The organism is Allobosea thiooxidans, assembly GCF_900168195.1.
GTDB classification, from domain to species: domain Bacteria; phylum Pseudomonadota; class Alphaproteobacteria; order Rhizobiales; family Beijerinckiaceae; genus Allobosea; species Allobosea thiooxidans.
This window is the reverse complement of the sequence record NZ_FUYX01000003.1, coordinates 1-19,024: the sequence shown is the minus strand read 5'-3', so window position 1 is coordinate 19,024 and position 19,024 is coordinate 1. Positions and strand designations below refer to the sequence as shown.

At 65.1% G+C, this 19,024-nt stretch carries 15 protein-coding genes; 6 read left to right on the top strand and 9 right to left on the bottom strand.

The window, feature by feature from the left end:
- Positions 1–93 precede the first annotated feature (93 nt).
- On the top strand, positions 94–765 hold the full coding sequence (aat, locus tag B5Y19_RS06010) for a leucyl/phenylalanyl-tRNA--protein transferase (RefSeq protein WP_079591319.1): 672 nt from the start codon (positions 94–96) through the stop codon (positions 763–765).
- 30 nt (positions 766–795) lie between these two features.
- On the opposite strand, the gene B5Y19_RS06005 is transcribed toward aat, so the two are convergent.
- From B5Y19_RS06005 to B5Y19_RS26410, 3 genes are all read right to left on the bottom strand, one after another.
- Entirely contained in the window at positions 796–1,173 is a 378-nt protein-coding gene (locus tag B5Y19_RS06005) for a VOC family protein (protein WP_055730354.1), read from the bottom strand.
- Positions 1,174–1,176: 3 nt separating this feature from the next.
- Complete coding sequence (locus B5Y19_RS06000) at positions 1,177–1,794, bottom strand: DUF2155 domain-containing protein (RefSeq protein ID WP_055730355.1); 618 nt, start codon at positions 1,792–1,794, stop codon at positions 1,177–1,179.
- Between the two features lie 99 nt (positions 1,795–1,893).
- A complete protein-coding gene (locus B5Y19_RS26410; RefSeq protein ID WP_079591240.1) occupies positions 1,894–2,550 on the bottom strand; it encodes a CGNR zinc finger domain-containing protein in 657 nt (218 codons plus the stop codon).
- Between the two features lie 84 nt (positions 2,551–2,634).
- On the opposite strand from B5Y19_RS26410, the gene B5Y19_RS05990 reads away from it, so the two are divergent.
- The gene (locus tag B5Y19_RS05990; protein ID WP_244555495.1) at positions 2,635–3,540 is read left to right on the top strand and encodes an alpha/beta fold hydrolase; all 906 of its coding nucleotides are present in this window, start codon (positions 2,635–2,637) and stop codon (positions 3,538–3,540) included.
- Positions 3,541–3,635: 95 nt separating this feature from the next.
- On the opposite strand, the gene B5Y19_RS05985 is transcribed toward B5Y19_RS05990, so the two are convergent.
- Complete coding sequence (locus tag B5Y19_RS05985) at positions 3,636–4,046, bottom strand: NADH:ubiquinone oxidoreductase subunit NDUFA12 (RefSeq protein WP_055730358.1); 411 nt, start codon at positions 4,044–4,046, stop codon at positions 3,636–3,638.
- Positions 4,047–4,937: 891 nt separating this feature from the next.
- On the opposite strand from B5Y19_RS05985, the gene B5Y19_RS05980 reads away from it, so the two are divergent.
- Positions 4,938–8,663, top strand: a complete 3,726-nt coding sequence (locus B5Y19_RS05980) for a vitamin B12-dependent ribonucleotide reductase (protein ID WP_055730359.1) — start codon at positions 4,938–4,940, stop codon at positions 8,661–8,663.
- Between the two features lie 392 nt (positions 8,664–9,055).
- Here the strand turns inward: B5Y19_RS05980 and B5Y19_RS05975 are convergent, their stop codons facing one another.
- Positions 9,056–10,666 carry a non-canonical purine NTP pyrophosphatase gene (locus tag B5Y19_RS05975; RefSeq protein WP_176168579.1) on the bottom strand — a complete coding sequence of 537 codons (1,611 nt, stop codon included), beginning with the start codon at positions 10,664–10,666 and terminating at the stop codon, positions 9,056–9,058.
- Positions 10,659–11,645 carry a beta-ribofuranosylaminobenzene 5'-phosphate synthase family protein gene (locus B5Y19_RS05970; protein ID WP_176168578.1) on the bottom strand — a complete coding sequence of 329 codons (987 nt, stop codon included), beginning with the start codon at positions 11,643–11,645 and terminating at the stop codon, positions 10,659–10,661. Before B5Y19_RS05970 ends, B5Y19_RS05975 begins: the two co-directional genes overlap by 8 nt.
- Here B5Y19_RS05970 and B5Y19_RS05965 point away from each other — a divergent pair.
- From B5Y19_RS05965 to B5Y19_RS05955, 3 genes are all read left to right on the top strand, one after another.
- Positions 11,608–12,267 carry an alpha/beta fold hydrolase gene (locus B5Y19_RS05965; protein ID WP_079591237.1) on the top strand — a complete coding sequence of 220 codons (660 nt, stop codon included), beginning with the start codon at positions 11,608–11,610 and terminating at the stop codon, positions 12,265–12,267. The two genes, B5Y19_RS05970 and B5Y19_RS05965, sit on opposite strands and share 38 nt — an antisense overlap.
- A gap of 196 nt (positions 12,268–12,463) precedes the next feature.
- Positions 12,464–13,513 (top strand): ABC transporter substrate-binding protein, encoded by a 1,050-nt coding sequence (locus B5Y19_RS05960; RefSeq protein ID WP_055729989.1) that lies wholly within the window; start codon positions 12,464–12,466, stop codon positions 13,511–13,513.
- Positions 13,510–15,264 carry an ABC transporter permease gene (locus B5Y19_RS05955; protein WP_079591236.1) on the top strand — a complete coding sequence of 585 codons (1,755 nt, stop codon included), beginning with the start codon at positions 13,510–13,512 and terminating at the stop codon, positions 15,262–15,264. Before B5Y19_RS05960 ends, B5Y19_RS05955 begins: the two co-directional genes overlap by 4 nt.
- A gap of 147 nt (positions 15,265–15,411) precedes the next feature.
- On the opposite strand, the gene B5Y19_RS05950 is transcribed toward B5Y19_RS05955, so the two are convergent.
- The 3 genes from B5Y19_RS05950 to B5Y19_RS05940 form a co-directional block, all read right to left on the bottom strand.
- Positions 15,412–17,790, bottom strand: a complete 2,379-nt coding sequence (locus tag B5Y19_RS05950; protein WP_055729990.1) for a heavy metal translocating P-type ATPase — start codon at positions 17,788–17,790, stop codon at positions 15,412–15,414.
- 78 nt (positions 17,791–17,868) lie between these two features.
- Positions 17,869–18,135 carry a heavy-metal-associated domain-containing protein gene (locus B5Y19_RS05945; protein WP_055729991.1) on the bottom strand — a complete coding sequence of 89 codons (267 nt, stop codon included), beginning with the start codon at positions 18,133–18,135 and terminating at the stop codon, positions 17,869–17,871.
- A gap of 84 nt (positions 18,136–18,219) precedes the next feature.
- Positions 18,220–18,996, bottom strand: a complete 777-nt coding sequence (locus B5Y19_RS05940) for an amino acid ABC transporter ATP-binding protein (protein WP_079591317.1) — start codon at positions 18,994–18,996, stop codon at positions 18,220–18,222.
- Positions 18,997–19,024 lie beyond the last annotated feature (28 nt).

The following is a 19,024-nucleotide window of genomic DNA, read 5'->3' as shown; positions in this document are numbered from 1 at the left end:
CTCGTCCTGAGGAGCGCTTTGCAGAAGCGCGTCTCGCCCGGCGATCCGGAAACGGCGTTTGACTCGCCGCCCGGCCCGCGCTCCCATCGCGTCATGAAGGCCCGTTCCGTGCCCGTCCGTTCACCCGCGATCACGCCGGAGATCATGCTGCGCGCCTATGCGGCCGGCATCTTCCCGATGGCGGAAACCGCCGACGATCCCGGGCTGTTCTGGGTCGAGCCGGAGTTGCGCGGCATCATCCCCCTCGCCGGCTTCCATCTGTCCAGCCGCCTCGCCCGCACCGTCCGCTCGGACCGCTTCGAGATTCGCGTCGACAGCGATTTTGAGGCCGTGATCGCCGCCTGCGGCGAAGCTCGCCCGGACCGTCCCGAGACCTGGATCAACGCCCGCATCCGCGTGATCTTCGCCGAACTCTTCGCGCTCGGCCATGTCCACACGGTGGAGTGCTGGCGCGAAGGCAGGCTCGTCGGCGGGCTCTACGGGCTGTCGCTGGGCGCCGCCTTCTTCGGCGAGAGCATGTTCCACCGCGAGACCGACGCCTCGAAGGTGGCGCTCGTCCATCTGGTCGCCCGCCTCCGGCGCGGCGGCTATCAGCTGCTCGACACGCAGTTCCAGACCGGCCACCTCGCCCAGTTCGGCACCCTCGAGATCGCGCGCGACGACTATCGCCTGCTGCTCGACGAGGCGCTGCGGCACCGGGGCGAATGGCATGCCTGGCCGCAGGGCCAGCGCGTCACCGGCCGGGAAGCCCTGGCCGAGCTCTGAGGTTCCGCACGCAGAATCCCGAAGACCGGCTCAGCCCGCCTTGCCGTCGAAACCCGGTGCCGGCTGCCAGAGCTCGATCGGATTGCCTTCGGGAGCGTGGATGCGGCAGAAGCGCCCGACCTCGGAATCCCATTCCGCCCGCGTCTCGACCGCGATCCCGGCGGCACGCAGATCCGCCATCATCGCGTCCAGGTCGTCGACACGGAAATTGACCATCCAGTGCTGCTCGCGCCGGCCGAAATACTCGGTCGCCTCGGCGAACGGGCCGAAGATCGTCGCGCCCGCCTCCTGGCGCCATACCGACTTGTTCAGGTCGTCGACGCCGAGATGGCGCTCATACCAGGCGGCAAGGGCCTGCGGATCCCGCGCACGGAAGAAAAGCCCTCCGATGCCGGTCACGCGGGCCATGGATCAGCCGCCTCCGCCCGTCGGGTCGCGCCCCTGGCCCGGATTGGTGGGGAAGAAGCGCTGGCTCGGCCGCTGCGGCTGCACCGGTACGCCGCGCGGCGGCTCGACATCGATGCGCCCGCCGGGGACCGGCTGCGTCGGCTGAGCCTGGTTGCGGGGGCGGCGCGGATCCTCCGCCGGCGCAGCCGGCGGCGGCTCGGGCTCCTTGGGATCGACCACGAGCTCGGTCCCGCCTTTGCAGTCGGTCAGCCAGACATCGTAGATCGCATGTTCGACGCCGTGCAGGCCGGGGCTGGCGGCGAACATCCAGCCCGTGAAGATGCGCCGGTACTCGTTCTTGAAGGTCACCTCGTCGACCTCGACGAAGGCGTCGGTCTGCGGCGCCTCGGTCGGCGGCCTGGTCCAGCAGACGCGCGGCGTCAGCTGCAGCGCGCCGAACTGCACCGTCTCGTCGACTGCCACCTCGAAGGAGATGATCCGGCCGGTGATCTTGTCGAGCCCGGCGAAGACCGCGGTCGGATTGCGGATGCGGTCGGCATGGGCCGGGCCGATCACGGCCAGCATCGCTGCGGCACTCGTGACGAGGCCGGCCAGGGTTTGAAAGCGGAACAACGACGGCATGCTGGCGCGAATCTCTTCGACAGCGCGGAAGGACCGCGACGAGGCGCAGTAACACGGTAAACGCAGCGGAAAAAGGGCGTTGCCCCAGGCAAGGCCGGTTCAGCCGCCGGCGCCGACGCGCCGAGCGCGGAAGCGGGCGACCTTGTCACGGTTTCCGCAGGCGCTCATCGAGCACCAGCGCCGCGTATTGTTCCGCCCCCTGTCGTAGAAGACGAGCGAACAGCAGTCGCTGGCACAATGCCGTAGGCGGTCCGGCTCGGCCTCGCAGACGAAAGCGGCGAAATCCCGGGCGATGAGGGCCGCAGGCGCCGCCACTCCCCTGTCGAGGACAAAGCTCAGCGCAAACCCCTCGGATCGCTGCTGCAATTGATGGCGCCCCGTCAGACCGGCGAGCCGGCGGTTGACCGATGCCATCAGGCTCTCGGCCAACGGCTCGCCTCTGGCCAGGATCTCCACTGCCGGGCGCAATTCCTCACGCAGGGCGCGCAGCTCGGCTCCGATCTCATCAGGCGTCGGCGTGCCGGTGCTGCCGGCGAGCCCTGAAGCAGCAAGCCAGCGCGCGGCATCGCCGGGAGTCGCGATCAGGTCCTGAGCGACACCGCCAGGCGTCGGAGTCGTGTTCAGCAGGTCGAGCCAGAGCTGCCCGGCCAGAAACGGAAAACCGTCCCGGAACTCGTCGCTGGTTGCAGCCGCCATCATCCAGATCTCACGCCCAGTCGTAACCTCTAAAATATCGATTGACTGGTTTCTCGTCAAATGTCACCGATGAAATCGATATTGAGAGGTTACATCGTGATTGCACGACATCTCCGCTTCGCCCTTCTGATGGGAGTTCTGTCCATGTCCATTCCCCCGATCGCAGCTCATGCCGACGCGCCGCCCGTTCTGTCCCGCACGGTCGAGGTCGAGGGCGTTCAGCTCTTCTATCGCGAGGCCGGCCCCGCCGATGCGCCGGTCCTGCTGCTGCTCCACGGCTTCCCATCCTCCTCCCACATGTTCCGTGATCTGATGCCGCGGCTGACGGACCGCTATCGCGTGATCGCCCCGGACTATCCCGGCTTCGGCCACAGCGCCGCCCCTGCGCTTTCGGCCTTCGCCTATCGCTTCGACCGGCTCGCCGACATGATCGAGGGGCTGGCCGACAAGCTCGGCCTGAAGCGCTACGTGCTCTACCTTCATGACTATGGCGGCCCGGTCGGCTTCCGCCTTGCCCTGCGCCAGCCGGAGCGGGTGCGCGGCCTGATCATCCAGAACGCGGTCGCCAACGCCGAGGGCTGGAACCCCGACGTGACCGCGCCGATGGCGCCTTTCTGGGCCAAGCGCAACGCCGTGACGGAACAGCCGTTTCGCGACCTGTTGCAGCCGCAGACCACGCGCTTCCAGTACGAGCACGGCGCGACCTTGAAGGAGCGCCTGTCTCCCGATGGCTGGACGATGGACCAGGCCGGGCTCGACCGGCCCGGCAACCACGCGATCCAGCTCGAATTGCTGCACGACTACCAGAGCAACTTCGCCGCCTATCCGGCCTGGCAGCGCTATCTGCGCGACCGGCAGCCGCCGATTCTGGTCACCTGGGGCCGGAACGACCCGTTCTTCACGCTGAAGGCCGTCGAATTCTACAGGGAGCAGGTGCCCGGCACCGAGGTCCATCTCTTCGACGCCGGCCATTTTGCGTTGGAAACGCATGCGCCCGAGATCGCCAGGCATATCCGGGACTTCATGGCACGGCTGCCGCCGCTGGAATGAGGTTTCGCCGAGCCATGGCAGAAGACATGAAAAGGGCCGCGCCCTTCAACGCGGCCCTTTTCATTGGGAATCTCTGGTTCGGACGCCTTCGGCGCTCAGCGCCCCGGGGTCCAGGCCTGGTAGTCGCCGGTCGCGGCCGGGCGCTCGCCCTCGGCCAGCGTCGAGCCCTGCGGCCGGTAGGCCAGCGCCGTGCCCGTCCAGTTCTGCTGGTGCGGCTGCTGCCACTCGCGCGGCTGGTAGTTCTCTTCGGAGGGCGCGACGTCGACGGTGTGGTGCAGCCAGCCGTTCCAGCCGGGCGGCACCTTGGAGGCCTCGGCCTCGCCCTTGTAGATCACCCAGCGGCGCTGGAAGCCGAGCGCCTTGTCCTTCACCCCGCCCTTGGTGCGGTAATAGACATTGCCGAACTCGTCCTCGCCGACCTTCTCGCCGAAGCGCCAGGTGTGGAAGCGCGTGCCGATGGTCTGGCCGTTCCACCAGGTGAAGATCTGCAGCAGCCAGTCCTTCATCGTCTTCGTCCATGCGTGCAAGGCGCCGTGCAAAGATGCAGGCGCGTCCGGGCCGACTTATGGCCCCAGCGCCTTGCCCTGTCCAGTCTCGGAACCCGGATTCGGCGACGCAGGGGCCATGCGACCGGCCGCCACGCGATCCGACATATCACGATGTCGCGCAACCGCCCGTCATCCCATCGCAGCGAAGCGGAGAACCGGAGGACGACGCGGCCCGATGGATAGCCGGCCAATCCACAGCCGATTGTTTCGGGCCTGATTCTCTTGCCGCACCCCGCCGGAATTTCGCCGTGATTCGGCCGGTCCCTCGCCACGATCAGGCCGTGAAACGCACCGTGTTCAAGCACTTGCGGCGGACGCTGAAACCGCTGCCTGCGGCGCCCCTCCTCGGCAGCCGGTCTTCAGTCTTCGTCAACTATGAATAGCGGGGATTTTAGGGACTGATCTCGGCGCGCCCCTGTGGCAATCTAGCCCGGCGCTGGCGATTCTCGCCGCCATTTCCTAGGCTTAGCCAAGGCCTTGCAACTTATCCCCACAACCCACACATTCCTACCAGATGTCGTGTCCACGGGGATCAGTCAGCACTATTCCTTGACGCGCAACCGCAACCGGCGCTAGATTTTGACCATCGCATGACGGCCGGCGGCACCCCCTCTGGATGACTGCGAGACCCTAGTTTTCCAGAGTGCTCACGGGCCTGCCGCCGCATCCGCGCAAACGGAAGCGAACGGGATCGCGCGTGCATTTTGGGCGCGTCCGGGGCCATCGGCGGGGCGACACCGCGGAGGACCCACAAGGCATCGAACCGAGTTTGGGCAGACATCCGGAGCCGGTGATCCACCGGCCGCGCGAGGCTTCTGGCAAGTCCGCGGCACATAAGGGACGAAGATCATGCGCATCGAGCGCCGCTACACCACCGCCGGACAGTCGCCCTACGCCGCGATCCCGTTCCGATCGGCCGTCAGCGAGATCAAGAACCCCGACGGCTCGATCGTCTTCCGTCTGGAAGGCATCGAGGTGCCGGAGGCCTGGTCGCAGGTCGCCAGCGACGTCCTCGCGCAGAAGTATTTCCGCAAGGCGGGCGTGCCCGCGCGCCTGAAGAAGTTCGAAGAGAACGACGTCCCCTCCTTCCTCTGGCGTTCGGTCGCCGACGAGGCCGCTCTCGCCGAGCTGCCCGAGGGCGAGCGCTACGGTTCCGAGATTTCCTCCAAGCAGGTCTTCGACCGCCTTGCCGGCTGCTGGACCTATTGGGGCTGGAAGGGCGGCTATTTCACCTCGGAAGAGGATGCCCAGGCCTTCCATGACGAGCTGCGCTTCATGCTCGCCACCCAGCGCGTCGCGCCGAACTCGCCGCAATGGTTCAACACCGGCTTGCACTGGGCCTATGGCATCGACGGCCCGAGCCAGGGCCATTTCTACGTCGACTTCAAGACCGGCAAGCTGGTGAAGTCGAAGTCGAGCTACGAGCACCCGCAGCCGCATGCCTGCTTCATCCAGGGCGTGCAGGACGACCTCGTCAACGAGGGCGGCATCATGGACCTCTGGGTCCGTGAGGCCCGCCTGTTCAAGTACGGCTCGGGCACCGGCTCGAACTTCTCGATGCTGCGCGGCGAGGGCGAAAAACTCGCCGGCGGCGGCAAGTCCTCGGGCCTGATGTCCTTCCTCAAGATCGGCGATCGCGCCGCCGGCGCCATCAAGTCGGGCGGCACGACGCGCCGCGCCGCCAAGATGGTCGTGGTCGATGCCGACCATCCGGATATCGAGGCCTATATCGACTGGAAGGTGAAGGAGGAGCAGAAGGTCGCCGCTCTCGTCACCGGTTCCAAGACCGTCAAGAAGCACATGAAGGCCGTGCTCAAGGCCTGCGTGAACTGCGAGGGCGACGGCGATTCCTGCTTCGATCCCGAGCAGAACCCGGCCCTGAAGCGCGAGATCAAGCTCGCTCGCAAGGCGCTGGTGCCGGACAACTACATCAAGCGCGTCATCCAGTTCGCGAAGCAGGGCTACAAGGACATCTCCTTCGACACCTATGACACCGACTGGGATTCCGACGCCTATCTCACCGTTTCCGGCCAGAACTCGAACAACTCGGTCTCGCTGACCGACGACTTCCTGCGCGCCGTCGAGACCGACAGCGACTGGAACCTGACCGCGCGCACCACCGGCAAGGTCCACAAGACGCTGAAGGCCCGCGACCTCTGGGAGAAGATCGGCTACGCCGCCTGGGCTTCGGCCGATCCCGGCCTGCATTTCAACTCGACGATGAACGATTGGCACACCTGCCCGGCTTCCGGCCGGATCCGGGCGTCCAACCCGTGCTCCGAGTACATGTTCCTCGACGACACCGCCTGCAACCTGGCTTCCGCCAACCTGCTGCAGTTCTACGACACCGAAACCAAGAGCTTCGACGTCGCGGCCTATGAGCATCTCTGCCGGCTCTGGACCGTCGTGCTCGAGATCTCGGTGACGATGGCGCAGTTCCCGAGCCGCGAGATCGCCGAGCTCTCCTACGAGTACCGCACGCTCGGCCTCGGCTATGCCAATATCGGCGGCCTGCTGATGACCATGGGCCTCGGCTACGACAGCGACGAGGGCCGCGCTCTCGCCGGCGCGCTCACCGCGATCATGACCGGCGTCGCCTATGCGACTTCGGCCGAGATGGCCGGCGAGCTCGGCCCCTTCCCCGGCTACAAGAAGAACGCCAGCCACATGCTGCGCGTCATCCGCAACCACCGCACGGCGGCGCACGGCCTCGCCGACGGTTATGAGGGCCTGAGCGTCACCCCGGTTCCGCTCGACCATGCGACGCTCGCCCGTCTCGGCGGCTCGGCCGTCACCATGGCGGAGCGCTCGCGCATCGTCTGGGACGAGGCTCTGGAGCAGGGCAAGCGCTACGGCTACCGCAACGCCCAGGCGACCGTGATCGCGCCGACCGGCACGATCGGCCTCGTCATGGATTGCGACACCACCGGCATCGAGCCCGATTTCGCGCTGGTGAAGTTCAAGAAGCTCGCCGGCGGCGGCTACTTCAAGATCATCAACCGCGCCGTACCGGATGCGCTCCGCGCACTCGGCTACCGCGAGGCTGATATCGCCGAGATTGAGGCCTATGCCGTCGGCCATGGCTCGATGAAGCAGGCGCCGGCCATCAACCCGGGCTCTCTCAAGGCCAAGGGCTTCACCGATGAGAAGATCGAGGCGGTCGAGAAGGGGCTGAAGAGCGCCTTCGACATCAAGTTCGTCTTCAACAAGTGGACGCTGGGCGAGGACTTCCTCACCGGTACGCTCAAGGTCCCGGCCGAGAAGCTCAACGACATGTCGTTCGAGCTCCTCCCCTTCCTCGGCTTCACCAAGGCCGAGATCGAGGCGGCCAACGTCCATGTCTGCGGCGCGATGACCCTGGAAGGCGCCCCGCATCTGAAGACCGAGCACTACAACGTCTTCGATTGCGCCAACCCCTGCGGCCGCATCGGCAAGCGCTATCTCTCGGTCGAGAGCCATATCCGCATGATGGCGGCGGCGCAGCCCTTCATCTCGGGCGCGATCTCCAAGACCATCAACATGCCGAACGAGGCCACGGTCGAGGACTGCAAGAGCGCCTATATGCTCTCCTGGAAGCTGGCGCTGAAGGCGAACGCCCTCTACCGCGACGGCTCCAAGCTCTCGCAACCGCTGAACGCGGCGCTGATCTCGGACGATGACGACGAGGCCGACGACGCCGTCGACACGCTGGTCGCCCAGCCGATGGCGGCGCGTGCCACGCAGATCTCTGAGAAGATCGTCGAGCGCATCGTCGAGCGCATCGAGCGCAAGCGCGAGCGCGAGAAGATGCCGGATCGCCGCACGGGCTACATCCAGAAGGCCACGGTCGGCGGCCACAAGGTCTATGTCCACACCGGCGAATATTCGGACGGGCGCCTCGGCGAAATCTTCATCGACATGCACAAGGAGGGCGCGGCCTTCCGGGCGATGATGAACAACTTCGCCATCGCGGTCTCGCTCGGCCTGCAATACGGCGTGCCGCTGGAGGAGTATGTCGAGGCCTTCACCTTCACCCGCTTCGAGCCCTCGGGCTTCGTCGCCGGCAACCAGTCGATCAAGAACGCGACCTCGATCCTCGACTACGTCTTCCGCGAGCTGGCGATCTCCTATCTCGGCCGCAACGACCTCGCCCATGTCGACCCGAGCGAGATCGGCCACGACGTGATGGGCAGCGGCGTCGGCCAGGACAAGGCGCCGGATGCGACCCCGGTCGTGACGACCCCCCTCGCCTCCACCGGCTTCCGCCGCGGCAAGCCGATCAACCTGCTCGCCATCCAGGGCGGCGGCGCGGCCAATGACGCAGTCGCCCGCTCGATGGCTCCGGCAGCGACCGGCCTCGCAACCGCCGGCGCGACCGCGCTGAAGGACGAGCCGGAGGCCTATAGCGAGGCGGAAATGGCCAAGCTCGGCTTCTCGGCCCCGGCCGCCCAGCCGACCCAGTCGGAGCGCCGGGCCGAAGCGATCATGAAGGGCTATGTCGGCGATTCGTGCGGCGAATGCGGCAACTTCACGCTGGTCCGCAACGGCACCTGCCTGAAGTGCAACACCTGCGGTTCAACGACCGGGTGCTCGTGATCGCTCCGATCTCGGTGAATGAAGAGAGAGGCATAGTGTTGCCGCGATTGTCGGTCGAGTTCCGCAATCTGCCTCTGGACGCCCGGCCTAAGCCGGGCGTCGAGCTCACTTCCAAGGTGATGATTGACTCATATCGCCCGCGTACGAATCGCCCGTAGGCGTCACGTCTTTGTCGCCCCAGCCTCGACGCCGTTAGAGGTCGGCGCGCTGGTACGCATGAGCAAGGCAATCCTCGCCACAAGGCTCGCATCTGCCAGGGGCGGACTTCGCCAACTGGCCCTTACCGGACTCTGGCGATGTCTGCTTGTGGGCAATTTGATCAGCCAGCAGATCTCCTACGGCTCGTCGGAATTCTCACATGCAATTTTAGCAGAGATCGGAGCGCCAGATGCTTACGAAGAATTCACGACATTAAGTACTTCGCGAATCGCCTTGATGGCAATTCCATAGCCTGTATTATACAATCGATATCTTCTTTTTCCTCGGCTTGGCGCGCTTGATATTTCATAATATGCATAAAAGTCTTGATTAAAGTACCTACTGACATTGTCTTTGTGTTTTGGCTGTATTGACCGAAAGACGCTGGAAATAAGAGCGGCAATCTCTGTGGTAGTGTAGAATTTTCTCGACTCGGTATTCTCCCAGACAGTAAGAAGTGCTATAAGGATTGCTTCCTGCAGTGCAACCTCACGCACACAGTCGAGCGCCGATATGGCCTTCGGGATGTCGAGATCGAGTCCGGATCCGCCTCCAGCCAACTCGTCGACTTGCTCAAGATAAGCGTCCAGGCTGCCCTCATTGCGAATTGCGAGCATATCTGGCAGATCGGAAATCAAATCGAGGCCCATACGCTGCTGCTGACGGTCACGTTCCCGGAATTGATCAAGCGTAAGGTTGTCGCCAGGTCTGGCTCTTGCCTGTAACCTCGCGTATCGAATTTCTTCCTTGGCGCCAACGAATCTTTCCGTGGATGCCCTGCCGTGCGTCTTCATAGCCTGCCGAAGAAACTCAACCTCCAATGGTGACCGGAATCCGGAGATGACAATCGGATCAGAAATATGATCCTGCATATACTCGACAACTTTTTCGGCAGCGATAGTCGGCATTTGTGATAGCGCCTGCTCAGCAAAATCACCGATTGAGGCTACATCGCGATAGCCATGCCGATAATAATAGCTAAGATGCATGAAATCGCTTGCTTCAACATGAAGGTAACCGAATTTTCGAGCCAACCGTTGGCTGGCCGTTGTCTTCCCAGAACAAGTGTATCCGGACAAGATAATGTTGGGGCGGTCATCAAAATTAAGCTGAAGCTGCGTCATGGGGACGTCAAAGAAGCCGCGGCTTTCAAAGAAATCGAAGAGAGGACCGAAGGATTTGCGTCGAAAATCCACTTCGTAGGCATCGTCAATCGGCAATGCGCCGAATGGCAGTGTATGCCCATCTGGAACGAACCACTTATTGAATGACCGATTGTCGAGCCAGGGGCAAAGTTGATTCGTGTCAAACCGATGCTCAGCTTCAACGATCGAGCCTTGCTGCTCACCTGTGAAGATCAGGAATGGTTGATCGACCCGCCACACGCGACGAAAGGCGCTGGGCACGTGAAGTAGAACATCGGACCGCACCACCGCCCGTCGATCATTGCCGGCGTTGCGCAACGCGGCGTCGAGACGAGCGAAGGTTTGCTCTTCCATCCAGAATTTGACGTCGACGCCGGGCACTTCGACGCCATCGTGGCTCAGCGCTTCAATTCGGACCGAAGTGTCCTCAAGAATGAAGGGATGACTCGCCTCCGAGAAACCAGCCTTGGCGAGCTGAGCTTTGGCGCTTTCGTAGCTGCCTGTCAGAATCTCATCGCGGGAGGATAGCCGCGGCTCGACATATCCCGCGTGGTAGGTTCGCTGGCGGAACCCTTTGATGCGGACGCGCTGACCTTCGGCCAGATAGCGAGCGTGCGCCAACTTGGTTTGGTTGCTTGTGAAGAAGGTAAGCTCACGCATCGTGGCAATGAATTTCGCGACCACAGTTCCTGGGGGTCGTTTGATGGGCATCGCAGCCCATCAAACGAGCGGCTTGCGCGATCGCGCTCATCTGAGCTGGAGCAGCGAAGCAAAACAGCAATGGCCCGAGACTAGACATTCCGACGCAGTCGGCGCCTGCTCTCAATAAGGCGTCGCCTATGCCTGCCAGCGCGCAACCATATTCCGAGCGCTCGGCGCGCTTCCAGGCTGTTTGCTGCATTCGCTCGACGCCTCGGCAAAAGCTAGCGTAATCCGATTCAGCAGCTGATGCGTAGATCTCAAAAAGCGCCACGTAGGCTGCCTCGAAGCTGGTGCCTTCGGGAAGTGGTGCTGTTCGCGAGAAAAAATCTATCTCCTCCTCCTGCGTCTTGGGCGCGATCGAGCGAGGGATGCAGATGAGAACAGGCCACTCGGGCATGGCGAGCGCGGGAAGAGCCAGAGGTAGCCGGGATGGATCTGCGCGGGACGAAGGCAGAACGGGCTGGCCTTCGTTGCGCTTCCCGACATCGCATATCAGCCCGCCATCAAAATAGGTATTGATGCCGACACCCGACGTTCCTCCTCTTCCTGACGCGTTGACGAGTTCGACCCTGCTCGCGCCACACCCGTTCAGGATTGCCAGCGCCTCGATTGCGCCAAGGCGAATGGCGGTGGCCGAGCCGAGGCCGACATGGGTCAGCATGTCGCCGAAGATTCGAATACTTGCCGCTCGCTCCATTCCGCGTGCAATCAGAAAGCCTTCCAGCGCGCCTTGCAGTTGAGACAACTCAGCGGCCGCCATCGGGCAGCTGCGCTCATCGCGCACTGTTAGGGTCCCGGCCTCGCTGATCTCGATCAGGGCGGCCGGCCCGTTGATGGCGAATCCAATGCCTCCGTTAAGTCGAGGCGACTCTCGGTGCATCGACAGCAGCCCGAGATGAATGCGAGGATGCACAATAACATCAACTCTATTGGCCACTGCTGCGCTTCCACTCCGCGTCGAAAAACGCGCTGTACTTCTGTCCAAACAACGTGTCCGCAGCGACGTGGCCGACGATCTCGCTGCCCTGCTCGCCGCGCTCGCCATCACCGGGCCGGTCGCAATTGTCGGCGCCGCCGTCGGCGCAGCAGTGGCGGCCGCCTTCGCTGCGCGCCACCCGCAGCCGGTCGCCGCGCTCGCCTTGCTCGCGCCAGCGACGATGTTGGACGAAGCGAAGCGAGCCAGGACCGAGCAGCGGATCGCGACGATCGAGCGCCTCGGCATCCGCCGGGCCTTCGCCGACGAGACGGGAGAGCCGCGCTCGCGCTATGAGGAGTTGCGTCTCGCGGCCGATCCAGCCGGGCTCGCCGCGACCTGGCGGATGCTGGCCGGGCTCGATCTCGACGCCGATCTGGCGGCGATACGCTGCCCCACGCTGGTCGTCGCCGGACGCCAGGATGCGGCGCGCCCGCCCGAACATGTCGCAGGCGTCGCCGCCAGGATCGCGGGGGCCGAACTCCTGGTCCTGGAGACCGGGCATGTCATGGCGATCGATACACCCGAGCTCGTGGCTTCGACGCTCCGGGATTTCCTTGCCCGAACCGGTTTCCTGATCGCTTGACCGGCGCGTGGTCAAGCCCGCAACCATTGAGAATTCCTCATGCGCCTGTCTCGTTTACTCGTTTGACCCGCCACGGCCAGCCAGTCAGTTTTCCTACCATGCTCCTCTCTCGGCCACAGGGAGCATCACGGCGGCATCAGACCGCCAGGAGCGCGAGCGTCGGCATCGGCGCAATGTGAGGATTGGGAGGAAGGACATGCAGACCAGACGCGGCTTCATTGCCGGGGCGAGCACGCTTGCGCTGTCGCCGACCGCCAGCTTCGCCCAGAGCCAGCCGCCAGCCGAGTTGATCGCCAAGGCCAAGGCCGAGCGCCAGCTCGTCTGGTACACCGGCATGGTGGTCAGCCAGGTGGTGCGCCCGCTCGCCGAGAAGTTCCAGGCCAAATACGGCGTCGAAGTCCGCTATGCGACGACGGGCGATTCCGACACGGTCCTGAAGATCACCAGCCAGGCGCGGGCCGGCAAGATGGAGGTCGACCTGTTCGACTCGCCCGGCACCTCGATCCCGCCCCTGAGCAAGGCCGGGCTGATCGAGCCCTTCGCGCCCGCGGCGCTGGCGAAATATGCGTCGACCTTCAAGCCGCAGAGCCAGCTCTACTCCGGCATCTACGCGCTCTATCTGACCACGACCTACAACACCGATCTGGTCAAGGCGGCCGAGGCGCCGAAGACTTATGAGGACCTGCTCGACCCGAAATGGCAGGGCAAGATGGTCTGGACCGACACCCGCGCGATTTCCGGCCCGCCAGGCTTCATCGGCAACGTCCTCTCGGTGATGGGCCAGGACAAGGGCATGGCCTATCTGCGTGAGCTCGCGAAGCAGAAGATCGTGCGCGAGCCCGGCAACCAGCGCGTCATCCTCGACAAGGTGATCTCCGGCCAATACGCGATCGGCCTGATGACCTATAACCATCACGCGGTGATCAGCCGGGCCAAGGAAGCGCCGATCGCCTGGGTCAAGATGGAGCCGCTCGTCGCCAATCTCGGCGTCATCGCGCTGGCCAAAAACGCGCCGCATCCGAACGCCGCCAAGCTCTTCCTCGAATTCATGTTCTCCGATGACGGCCAGAAGGTCATCGCCGAGGCCGGCTATCCGCCGGGCAATCCCGACGTGTCGCCGAAGGACCCCTCGATCGGCCCCGTGACCGGCCAGTTCACGTCGACCCTGCTCGCGCCGGAAATCTCCTCCCAGGAGAGCGAGCCGCTGGCCGGCTGGCTGAAGATCTACGACGAGCTGTTCAAATGACCGAAGTCATCGACGCTGCCGCGGCACTGCCGCAGCAACGCCGCGCCGGGCTGACCAGACGCCCGGCGCAGACCAATCTGCTGGCGCTGGCTATGCTTCTCGTCATCGCCTGCCTGGTGCTGCCGCCGGTCGTCACGCTGGTCCAGAACAGCCTGTTCGTGACGAACCCGGACGGCTCGCACGGCGCCTTCACCCTCGACAACTTCGCACATCTGGTCGGCGAGAAGGGCATTCTCGCCAGCGGCTGGAATTCGGTCCGGTTCGCGGCGCTCTCGACTTTCTTCTCGCTCGTCTTCGGCGCCTCGCTCGCCTGGGTGGTGGAGCGGACCGACGCGCCGCACCGCTCGCTCGCCTATCTGATGACGGTGGTGTCGCTCGGCATCCCGCTGATCATCTACGTCCCGGCATGGCTCTTTCTGCTCGGCCCGGTCGGTCCGTTCAACGAGCTCTACCGCAACCTGACAGGGAATGGCGGCAACCTGTTCAACGTCAATTCGATCGCCGGCATGGTCGCGATCGAGACGCTGGGCTGGCTGCCGATGTCGTTCCTGCTCTTCGCGGCGAGTTTCCGCACCGCCAATGCCGAGCTGGAGGAAGCCGCGCGGATGAGCGGCGCCGGCATCCTGACCATGGTGCTGCGCGTCTCGATCCCGCTGGCGGCGCCGGCCGCGCTGGCGACGGGCCTGTTCATTTTCATCAAGACGTTGCAGGCCTTCGACGTTCCCAAGCTCGTCGGCACCTCGGCCGGCATCAAGCTCCTGACCACCGACATCTATGACGACATCCGCGCCGCGGTGCCGCCGCGTGTCGGCCATGCCAGCGCCTATTCGGTCGTGCTGACCGTGCTCGTCGCCGGCTTGATGTATCTCTACAGCCGCCTGTCCCTCAACGCCTCGCGCTTTGCCACGGTGACCGGCAAGGGCTTTCGCCCGCGCGCCCTGCCACTCGGGCGGCTGCGCTGGCTCGGCGGCGCGCTCATCTGGGCCAATTGCATCGTCGTGCTGGTGCTGCCGATCCTGACCCTGCTCTGGATCGCGCTGACGCCCTTCGTCCGGCCGGTCCGTGTCGTGGCGTTCAAGTCGCTGACGCTCGACAATTTCAGGGTCGTGCTCGGCAGCCAGGGCTATCTCGAGCTGATCGTCAACACGCTGATCACAGCGGCCGCCGCCGCGAGCGTGACGATGGCGCTGATGGTGGTCTGCGGCTGGCTCGTCGCGCGCCGGCAGGCCTTCCACGCCGTCACCGACCAGCTGATCACGTTGCCGATGATCCTGCCCGGCATCGTGCTGAGTGTCGCGATGATGGATGTCGCGCTGCGCTCGCCGATCCCGCTCTACTCGACGCTGACGATCGTGGTGATCGCCTTCGTCATCCACTTCCTGCCCTTCGGCATGCGCTATACCTATGGCGGCGTGTTGCAGATCCACAAGGAGCTCGAGGAATCCGCCGGCGTCTGCGGCGCCTCGCCCGGCAGGACGCTGTTCAAGATCGTGATGCCGCTGCTCTGGCCGGCGATCATGGCGGGCTGGGTCTTCATCTTCCTGAACGCCTCCCGCGACCTTTCGACCGCAATCATCCTCGCCGGCCCCGACACCAAGACGATCGCCGTCGCGATCTTCGACCGGGCGGTCAATGGCGAGTTGAGCGAGGTCGCGGCGCTAGGCCTGCTCTGGTCGCTCCTCATGAGCAGCACCGCGGTGGCCTTCTATCTCGTGATGAAGCGCCGCGGCACGATGATCTTGGGGATGTGAGAGCCAGAGAAGGCGGGAAGCAGGGTACTCCGTCCAACCAAGGCCGATGGGCTCAAGGGAGGGACCTCGAATGGCATCCTTGCGGGCCGGTCGCCGGCCCTCGATGGCGCCGGAGGCTCGGCCTCGCAAGTCATGCCGAAACCGCCCCTATCGGAGCGACACGGTGCGCAGGCGCAGCGCATTGGCGATCACGCTGACCGAGGACAGCGCCATCGCCGCCGCCGCGATGATCGGGGACAGCAGCAAGCCGAAGAGCGGGTAGAGCACGCCGGCCGCGACCGGGACGCCTGCCGCGTTGTAGATGAAGGCGAAGAACAGGTTCTGCCGGATATTGCTCATCGTCGCCCGGCTGAGCTGAAGCGCGCGCACGATGCCCTCCAGATCGCCCTTGAGCAGGGTCACGCCCGCGCTTTCGATCGCGACGTCGGTGCCCGTGCCCATGGCGATGCCGACATCGGCCGCGGCCAGGGCGGGGGCGTCGTTCACCCCGTCTCCGGCCATCGCGACCACCCTGCCCTGCGCGCGCAGCTTGTTGACGACCGCGCTCTTGTCCTCGGGCAGGACCTCGGCCTCGACCTCGTCGATGCCGAGCCGGCGCGCCACCGCCTGCGCCGTCGTCCTGTTGTCACCCGTCAGCATCACCACCCGGATGCCGGCGCCCTTGAGGGACTCGATCGCCCTCGGGGTGGTCTGCTTGACCGGATCGGCGATCGCCAGCAGCCCGGCGACGCGGCCATCGACCGCGACGAAGATCACTGTGCCGCCCTCGGCGCGGAGTGCTTCCGCCTCGGCGGCCTGCGCGGCCGTGTCGATGCCGGCTTCGCTCATGATCCGGTGGCTGCCGATCACCAGCGCGCGGCCCTCGACCGTTCCGGTCACCCCCTTGCCGACCGGGCTGTCGAAATCCTGCGCCTCGGCCAGGGCGAGGCCACGCTCCTTCGCCGCGTCGACGATCGCGGCGGCGAGCGGATGCTCGCTCGCCCGCTCCAGCGAAGCGGCGAGCCGTAGCAGCTCGCTTTCGGTGATCGTGCCGACCGGCTTCAGCCCGGTCAGCCGCGGCTTGCCTTCGGTCAGCGTGCCGGTCTTGTCGACGACGAGGGTATCGACCTTCTCGAAGCGCTCCAGCGCCTCGGCATTCTTGATCAGCACGCCGAGATGCGCGCCGCGCCCGACCCCGACCATGATCGACATCGGCGTCGCCAAACCGAGCGCGCAGGGGCAGGCGATGATCAGCACGGCGACGGCGGCGACGAGCCCATGCGCGAAGCGCGGCTCCGGCCCGAACGCCATCCAGGCGGCGAAAGCGACGATGGCGATGACGATGACGAGCGGAACGAACCAGCCGGACACCTGGTCCGCCAGGCGCTGGATCGGCGCCCGCGAGCGCTGGGCCTCCGCCACCATCGCGACGATCCGGGCCAGCATGGTGTCGCTGCCGACCTTGCCGGCGCGCATGATGAAGCCGCCGGTGGTGTTGAGCGTGCCGCCGATCAGGGTCGCGCCGACCTCCTTGGTGACCGGCATCGATTCACCGGTGACCATGGATTCATCGATCGAGCTGCGGCCCTCGATCAGTTCGCCGTCGACCGGCACGGTCTCGCCCGGGCGGACACGCAGGCGGTCCCCGACATGGACCGCGTCGAGGTTGATATCCTCGTCCTCGCCGTCGTCGCGCACCCGCCGGGCGGTCTTCGGCACGAGGTCGAGCAGGGCCCGGATCGCGCCACCGGTCTGCTCGCGGGCCCGCAATTCGAGGACCTGGCCGAGCAACACCAGGACGGTGATCACGGCCGCCGCCTCGAAATAGACTGCGACCGCGCCTTCCGCGGAGCGGAGCGTTTCCGGGAACAGGTTCGGAGCGACGGTGGCGACGACGCTATAGATCCAGGCGACGCCGGTGCCCATCGCGATCAGCGTGAACATGTTCAGGCTGCGGTTGACGAGCGAGGCCCAGGCCCGCTGGAAGAACGGCCAGCCGGCCCAGAGCACGACGGGCGTCGCCAGGACCAGCTGCAGCCAGTTCGAGCTCTGCTGGCTGAGCAGCCTATGCAGATCGACGAGGTGCCCGCCCATCTCCAGCACGAACACCGGCAGGGCGAGCGCGAGGCCCACCCAGAACCGGCGGGTCATGTCGACGAGCTCGGCGCTGGGCCCTTCCTGGAGCGTCGCGATCTCCGGTTCGAGCGCCATGCCGCAGATCGGGCAATTGCCCGGGCCAGGCTGGCGGATCTGGGGATGCATCGGGCAGGTGTAGATCGCGCCCTCGGGCGCCGGCTTTGCGGCAGGCGCCTCGGCCTTCTCGCCGGCATAGGCTGCCGGATCGGCCTCGAACTTGTTCTGGCAGCCGGCGGAACAGAAGAAATAGGTCTGCCCCGCATGCGCGGCGCGATGCTTTGCCGTGGCGGGATCGACGGTCATTCCGCAGACCGGGTCCTTCACACTCCCCCCTGCGCCATGAGAATAGCCGTGGTGGTGGTGTGAATGGTCATCGTGCCGATGACCGCCGTGATGCTGATGATCTGCCATGGCTCGCCGCTTTGCTCTCCTGCCCCTTTGCCTTGCCAATGCGTGAGCGGACGGCGGGTTCGCGCCGGCCGCCCGCGATCAGCCGATGCGATCCGCGCCGGGCGTGTATCCGGCGCCCGCCACGATCGACCTGACGGCGGAGAAATCGGCCGCGCCGACGACGTTGACGAGCTTCGAAGCCGGGTCGGCGGTGACCGCGGTTCCGGGCAGTTGATCCTCGATCGCCTTCTTGATCGTGCCGGCGCAATGGCCGCAGGTCATGTCCTCGACGCGAAAGCTGATCGCGCCCTCAGGCGCGGTGGTCGCCTTGGCGGCGGTATCCGAATGTTGCTGGCAGGAGCACATCGCTGCAATGTCCCATGGTTGACGATTGCAGCAGCCTGCAGCTTCCCACAATGGGAAGGTCAAGCGCCTTTCGCACGCTTCCCGTCAGTGCAGGATCTGGCTGAGGAAGAGCTTGGTGCGCTCGTGCTGCGGGTTCCTGAAGAACTCGTCCGGGGTGTTCATCTCGACGATCTGGCCGGCGTCCATGAAGATCACCCGGTCGGCGACCTGGCGGGCGAAGCCCATCTCATGGGTGACGCAGAGCATGGTCATGCCCTCCTCCGCCAGCGACACCATGGTGTCGAGCACCTCCTTCACCATCTCCGGGTCGAGCGCCGAGGTCGGCTCGTCGAACAGCATGATCTTCGGGCTCATGCACAGCGAACGCGCGATCGCCACGCGCTGCTGCTGCCCGCCCGAAAGCTGGCCCGGATACTTCGCCGCCTGCTCCGGGATCTTGACGCGCTTGAGATAGTGCATCGCGATCTCCTCGGCGTCCTTCTTGGGCATCTTCTTCACCCAGATCGGCGCCAGCGTCAGGTTCTCCAGGATCGTCAGATGCGGGAACAGGTTGAAGTGCTGGAACACCATGCCGACGTCGCGGCGGATCTCGTCGATCTTCTTCAAGTCGTTCGTCAGCTCCGTCCCGTCGACGACGATCTGGCCCTTCTGGTGCTCCTCCAGACGGTTGATGCAGCGGATCATCGTCGACTTGCCCGAGCCAGACGGACCGCAGATCACCAGCTTCTCGCCCCGGCTGACCTTCAGGTTGATGTCGCGCAGCACGTGGAACTCGCCATACCACTTGTTGACGCCCGTCATCTCGACCGCCGTCGCCGTGTTCAGCGAGGTCGGCTTCAGCGCCGCGGGCCGCGTGTCCATCATCTTCGTTTCTGCCATTGCCATGGTC

What these genes read in the sequence shown, in the direction of transcription:
- aat (WP_079591319.1), top strand. Translation starts at nt 94, where the DNA reads ATGAAGGCCCGTTCCGTGCCCGTCCGTTCACCCGCGATCACGCCGGAG.
- B5Y19_RS06005 (WP_055730354.1), bottom strand. Translation starts at nt 1,173, where the DNA reads ATGGCCCGCGTGACCGGCATCGGAGGGCTTTTCTTCCGTGCGCGGGAT.
- B5Y19_RS06000 (WP_055730355.1), bottom strand. Translation starts at nt 1,794, where the DNA reads ATGCCGTCGTTGTTCCGCTTTCAAACCCTGGCCGGCCTCGTCACGAGT.
- B5Y19_RS05990 (WP_244555495.1), top strand. Translation starts at nt 2,635, where the DNA reads ATGTCCATTCCCCCGATCGCAGCTCATGCCGACGCGCCGCCCGTTCTG.
- B5Y19_RS05985 (WP_055730358.1), bottom strand. Translation starts at nt 4,046, where the DNA reads ATGAAGGACTGGCTGCTGCAGATCTTCACCTGGTGGAACGGCCAGACC.
- B5Y19_RS05980 (WP_055730359.1), top strand. Translation starts at nt 4,938, where the DNA reads ATGCGCATCGAGCGCCGCTACACCACCGCCGGACAGTCGCCCTACGCC.
- B5Y19_RS05975 (WP_176168579.1), bottom strand. Translation starts at nt 10,666, where the DNA reads ATGCGTGAGCTTACCTTCTTCACAAGCAACCAAACCAAGTTGGCGCAC.
- B5Y19_RS05965 (WP_079591237.1), top strand. Translation starts at nt 11,608, where the DNA reads ATGCGAGGATGCACAATAACATCAACTCTATTGGCCACTGCTGCGCTT.
- B5Y19_RS05960 (WP_055729989.1), top strand. Translation starts at nt 12,464, where the DNA reads ATGCAGACCAGACGCGGCTTCATTGCCGGGGCGAGCACGCTTGCGCTG.
- B5Y19_RS05955 (WP_079591236.1), top strand. Translation starts at nt 13,510, where the DNA reads ATGACCGAAGTCATCGACGCTGCCGCGGCACTGCCGCAGCAACGCCGC.
- B5Y19_RS05950 (WP_055729990.1), bottom strand. Translation starts at nt 17,790, where the DNA reads ATGGCAGATCATCAGCATCACGGCGGTCATCGGCACGATGACCATTCA.
- B5Y19_RS05945 (WP_055729991.1), bottom strand. Translation starts at nt 18,135, where the DNA reads ATGTGCTCCTGCCAGCAACATTCGGATACCGCCGCCAAGGCGACCACC.
- B5Y19_RS05940 (WP_079591317.1), bottom strand. Translation starts at nt 18,996, where the DNA reads ATGGACACGCGGCCCGCGGCGCTGAAGCCGACCTCGCTGAACACGGCG.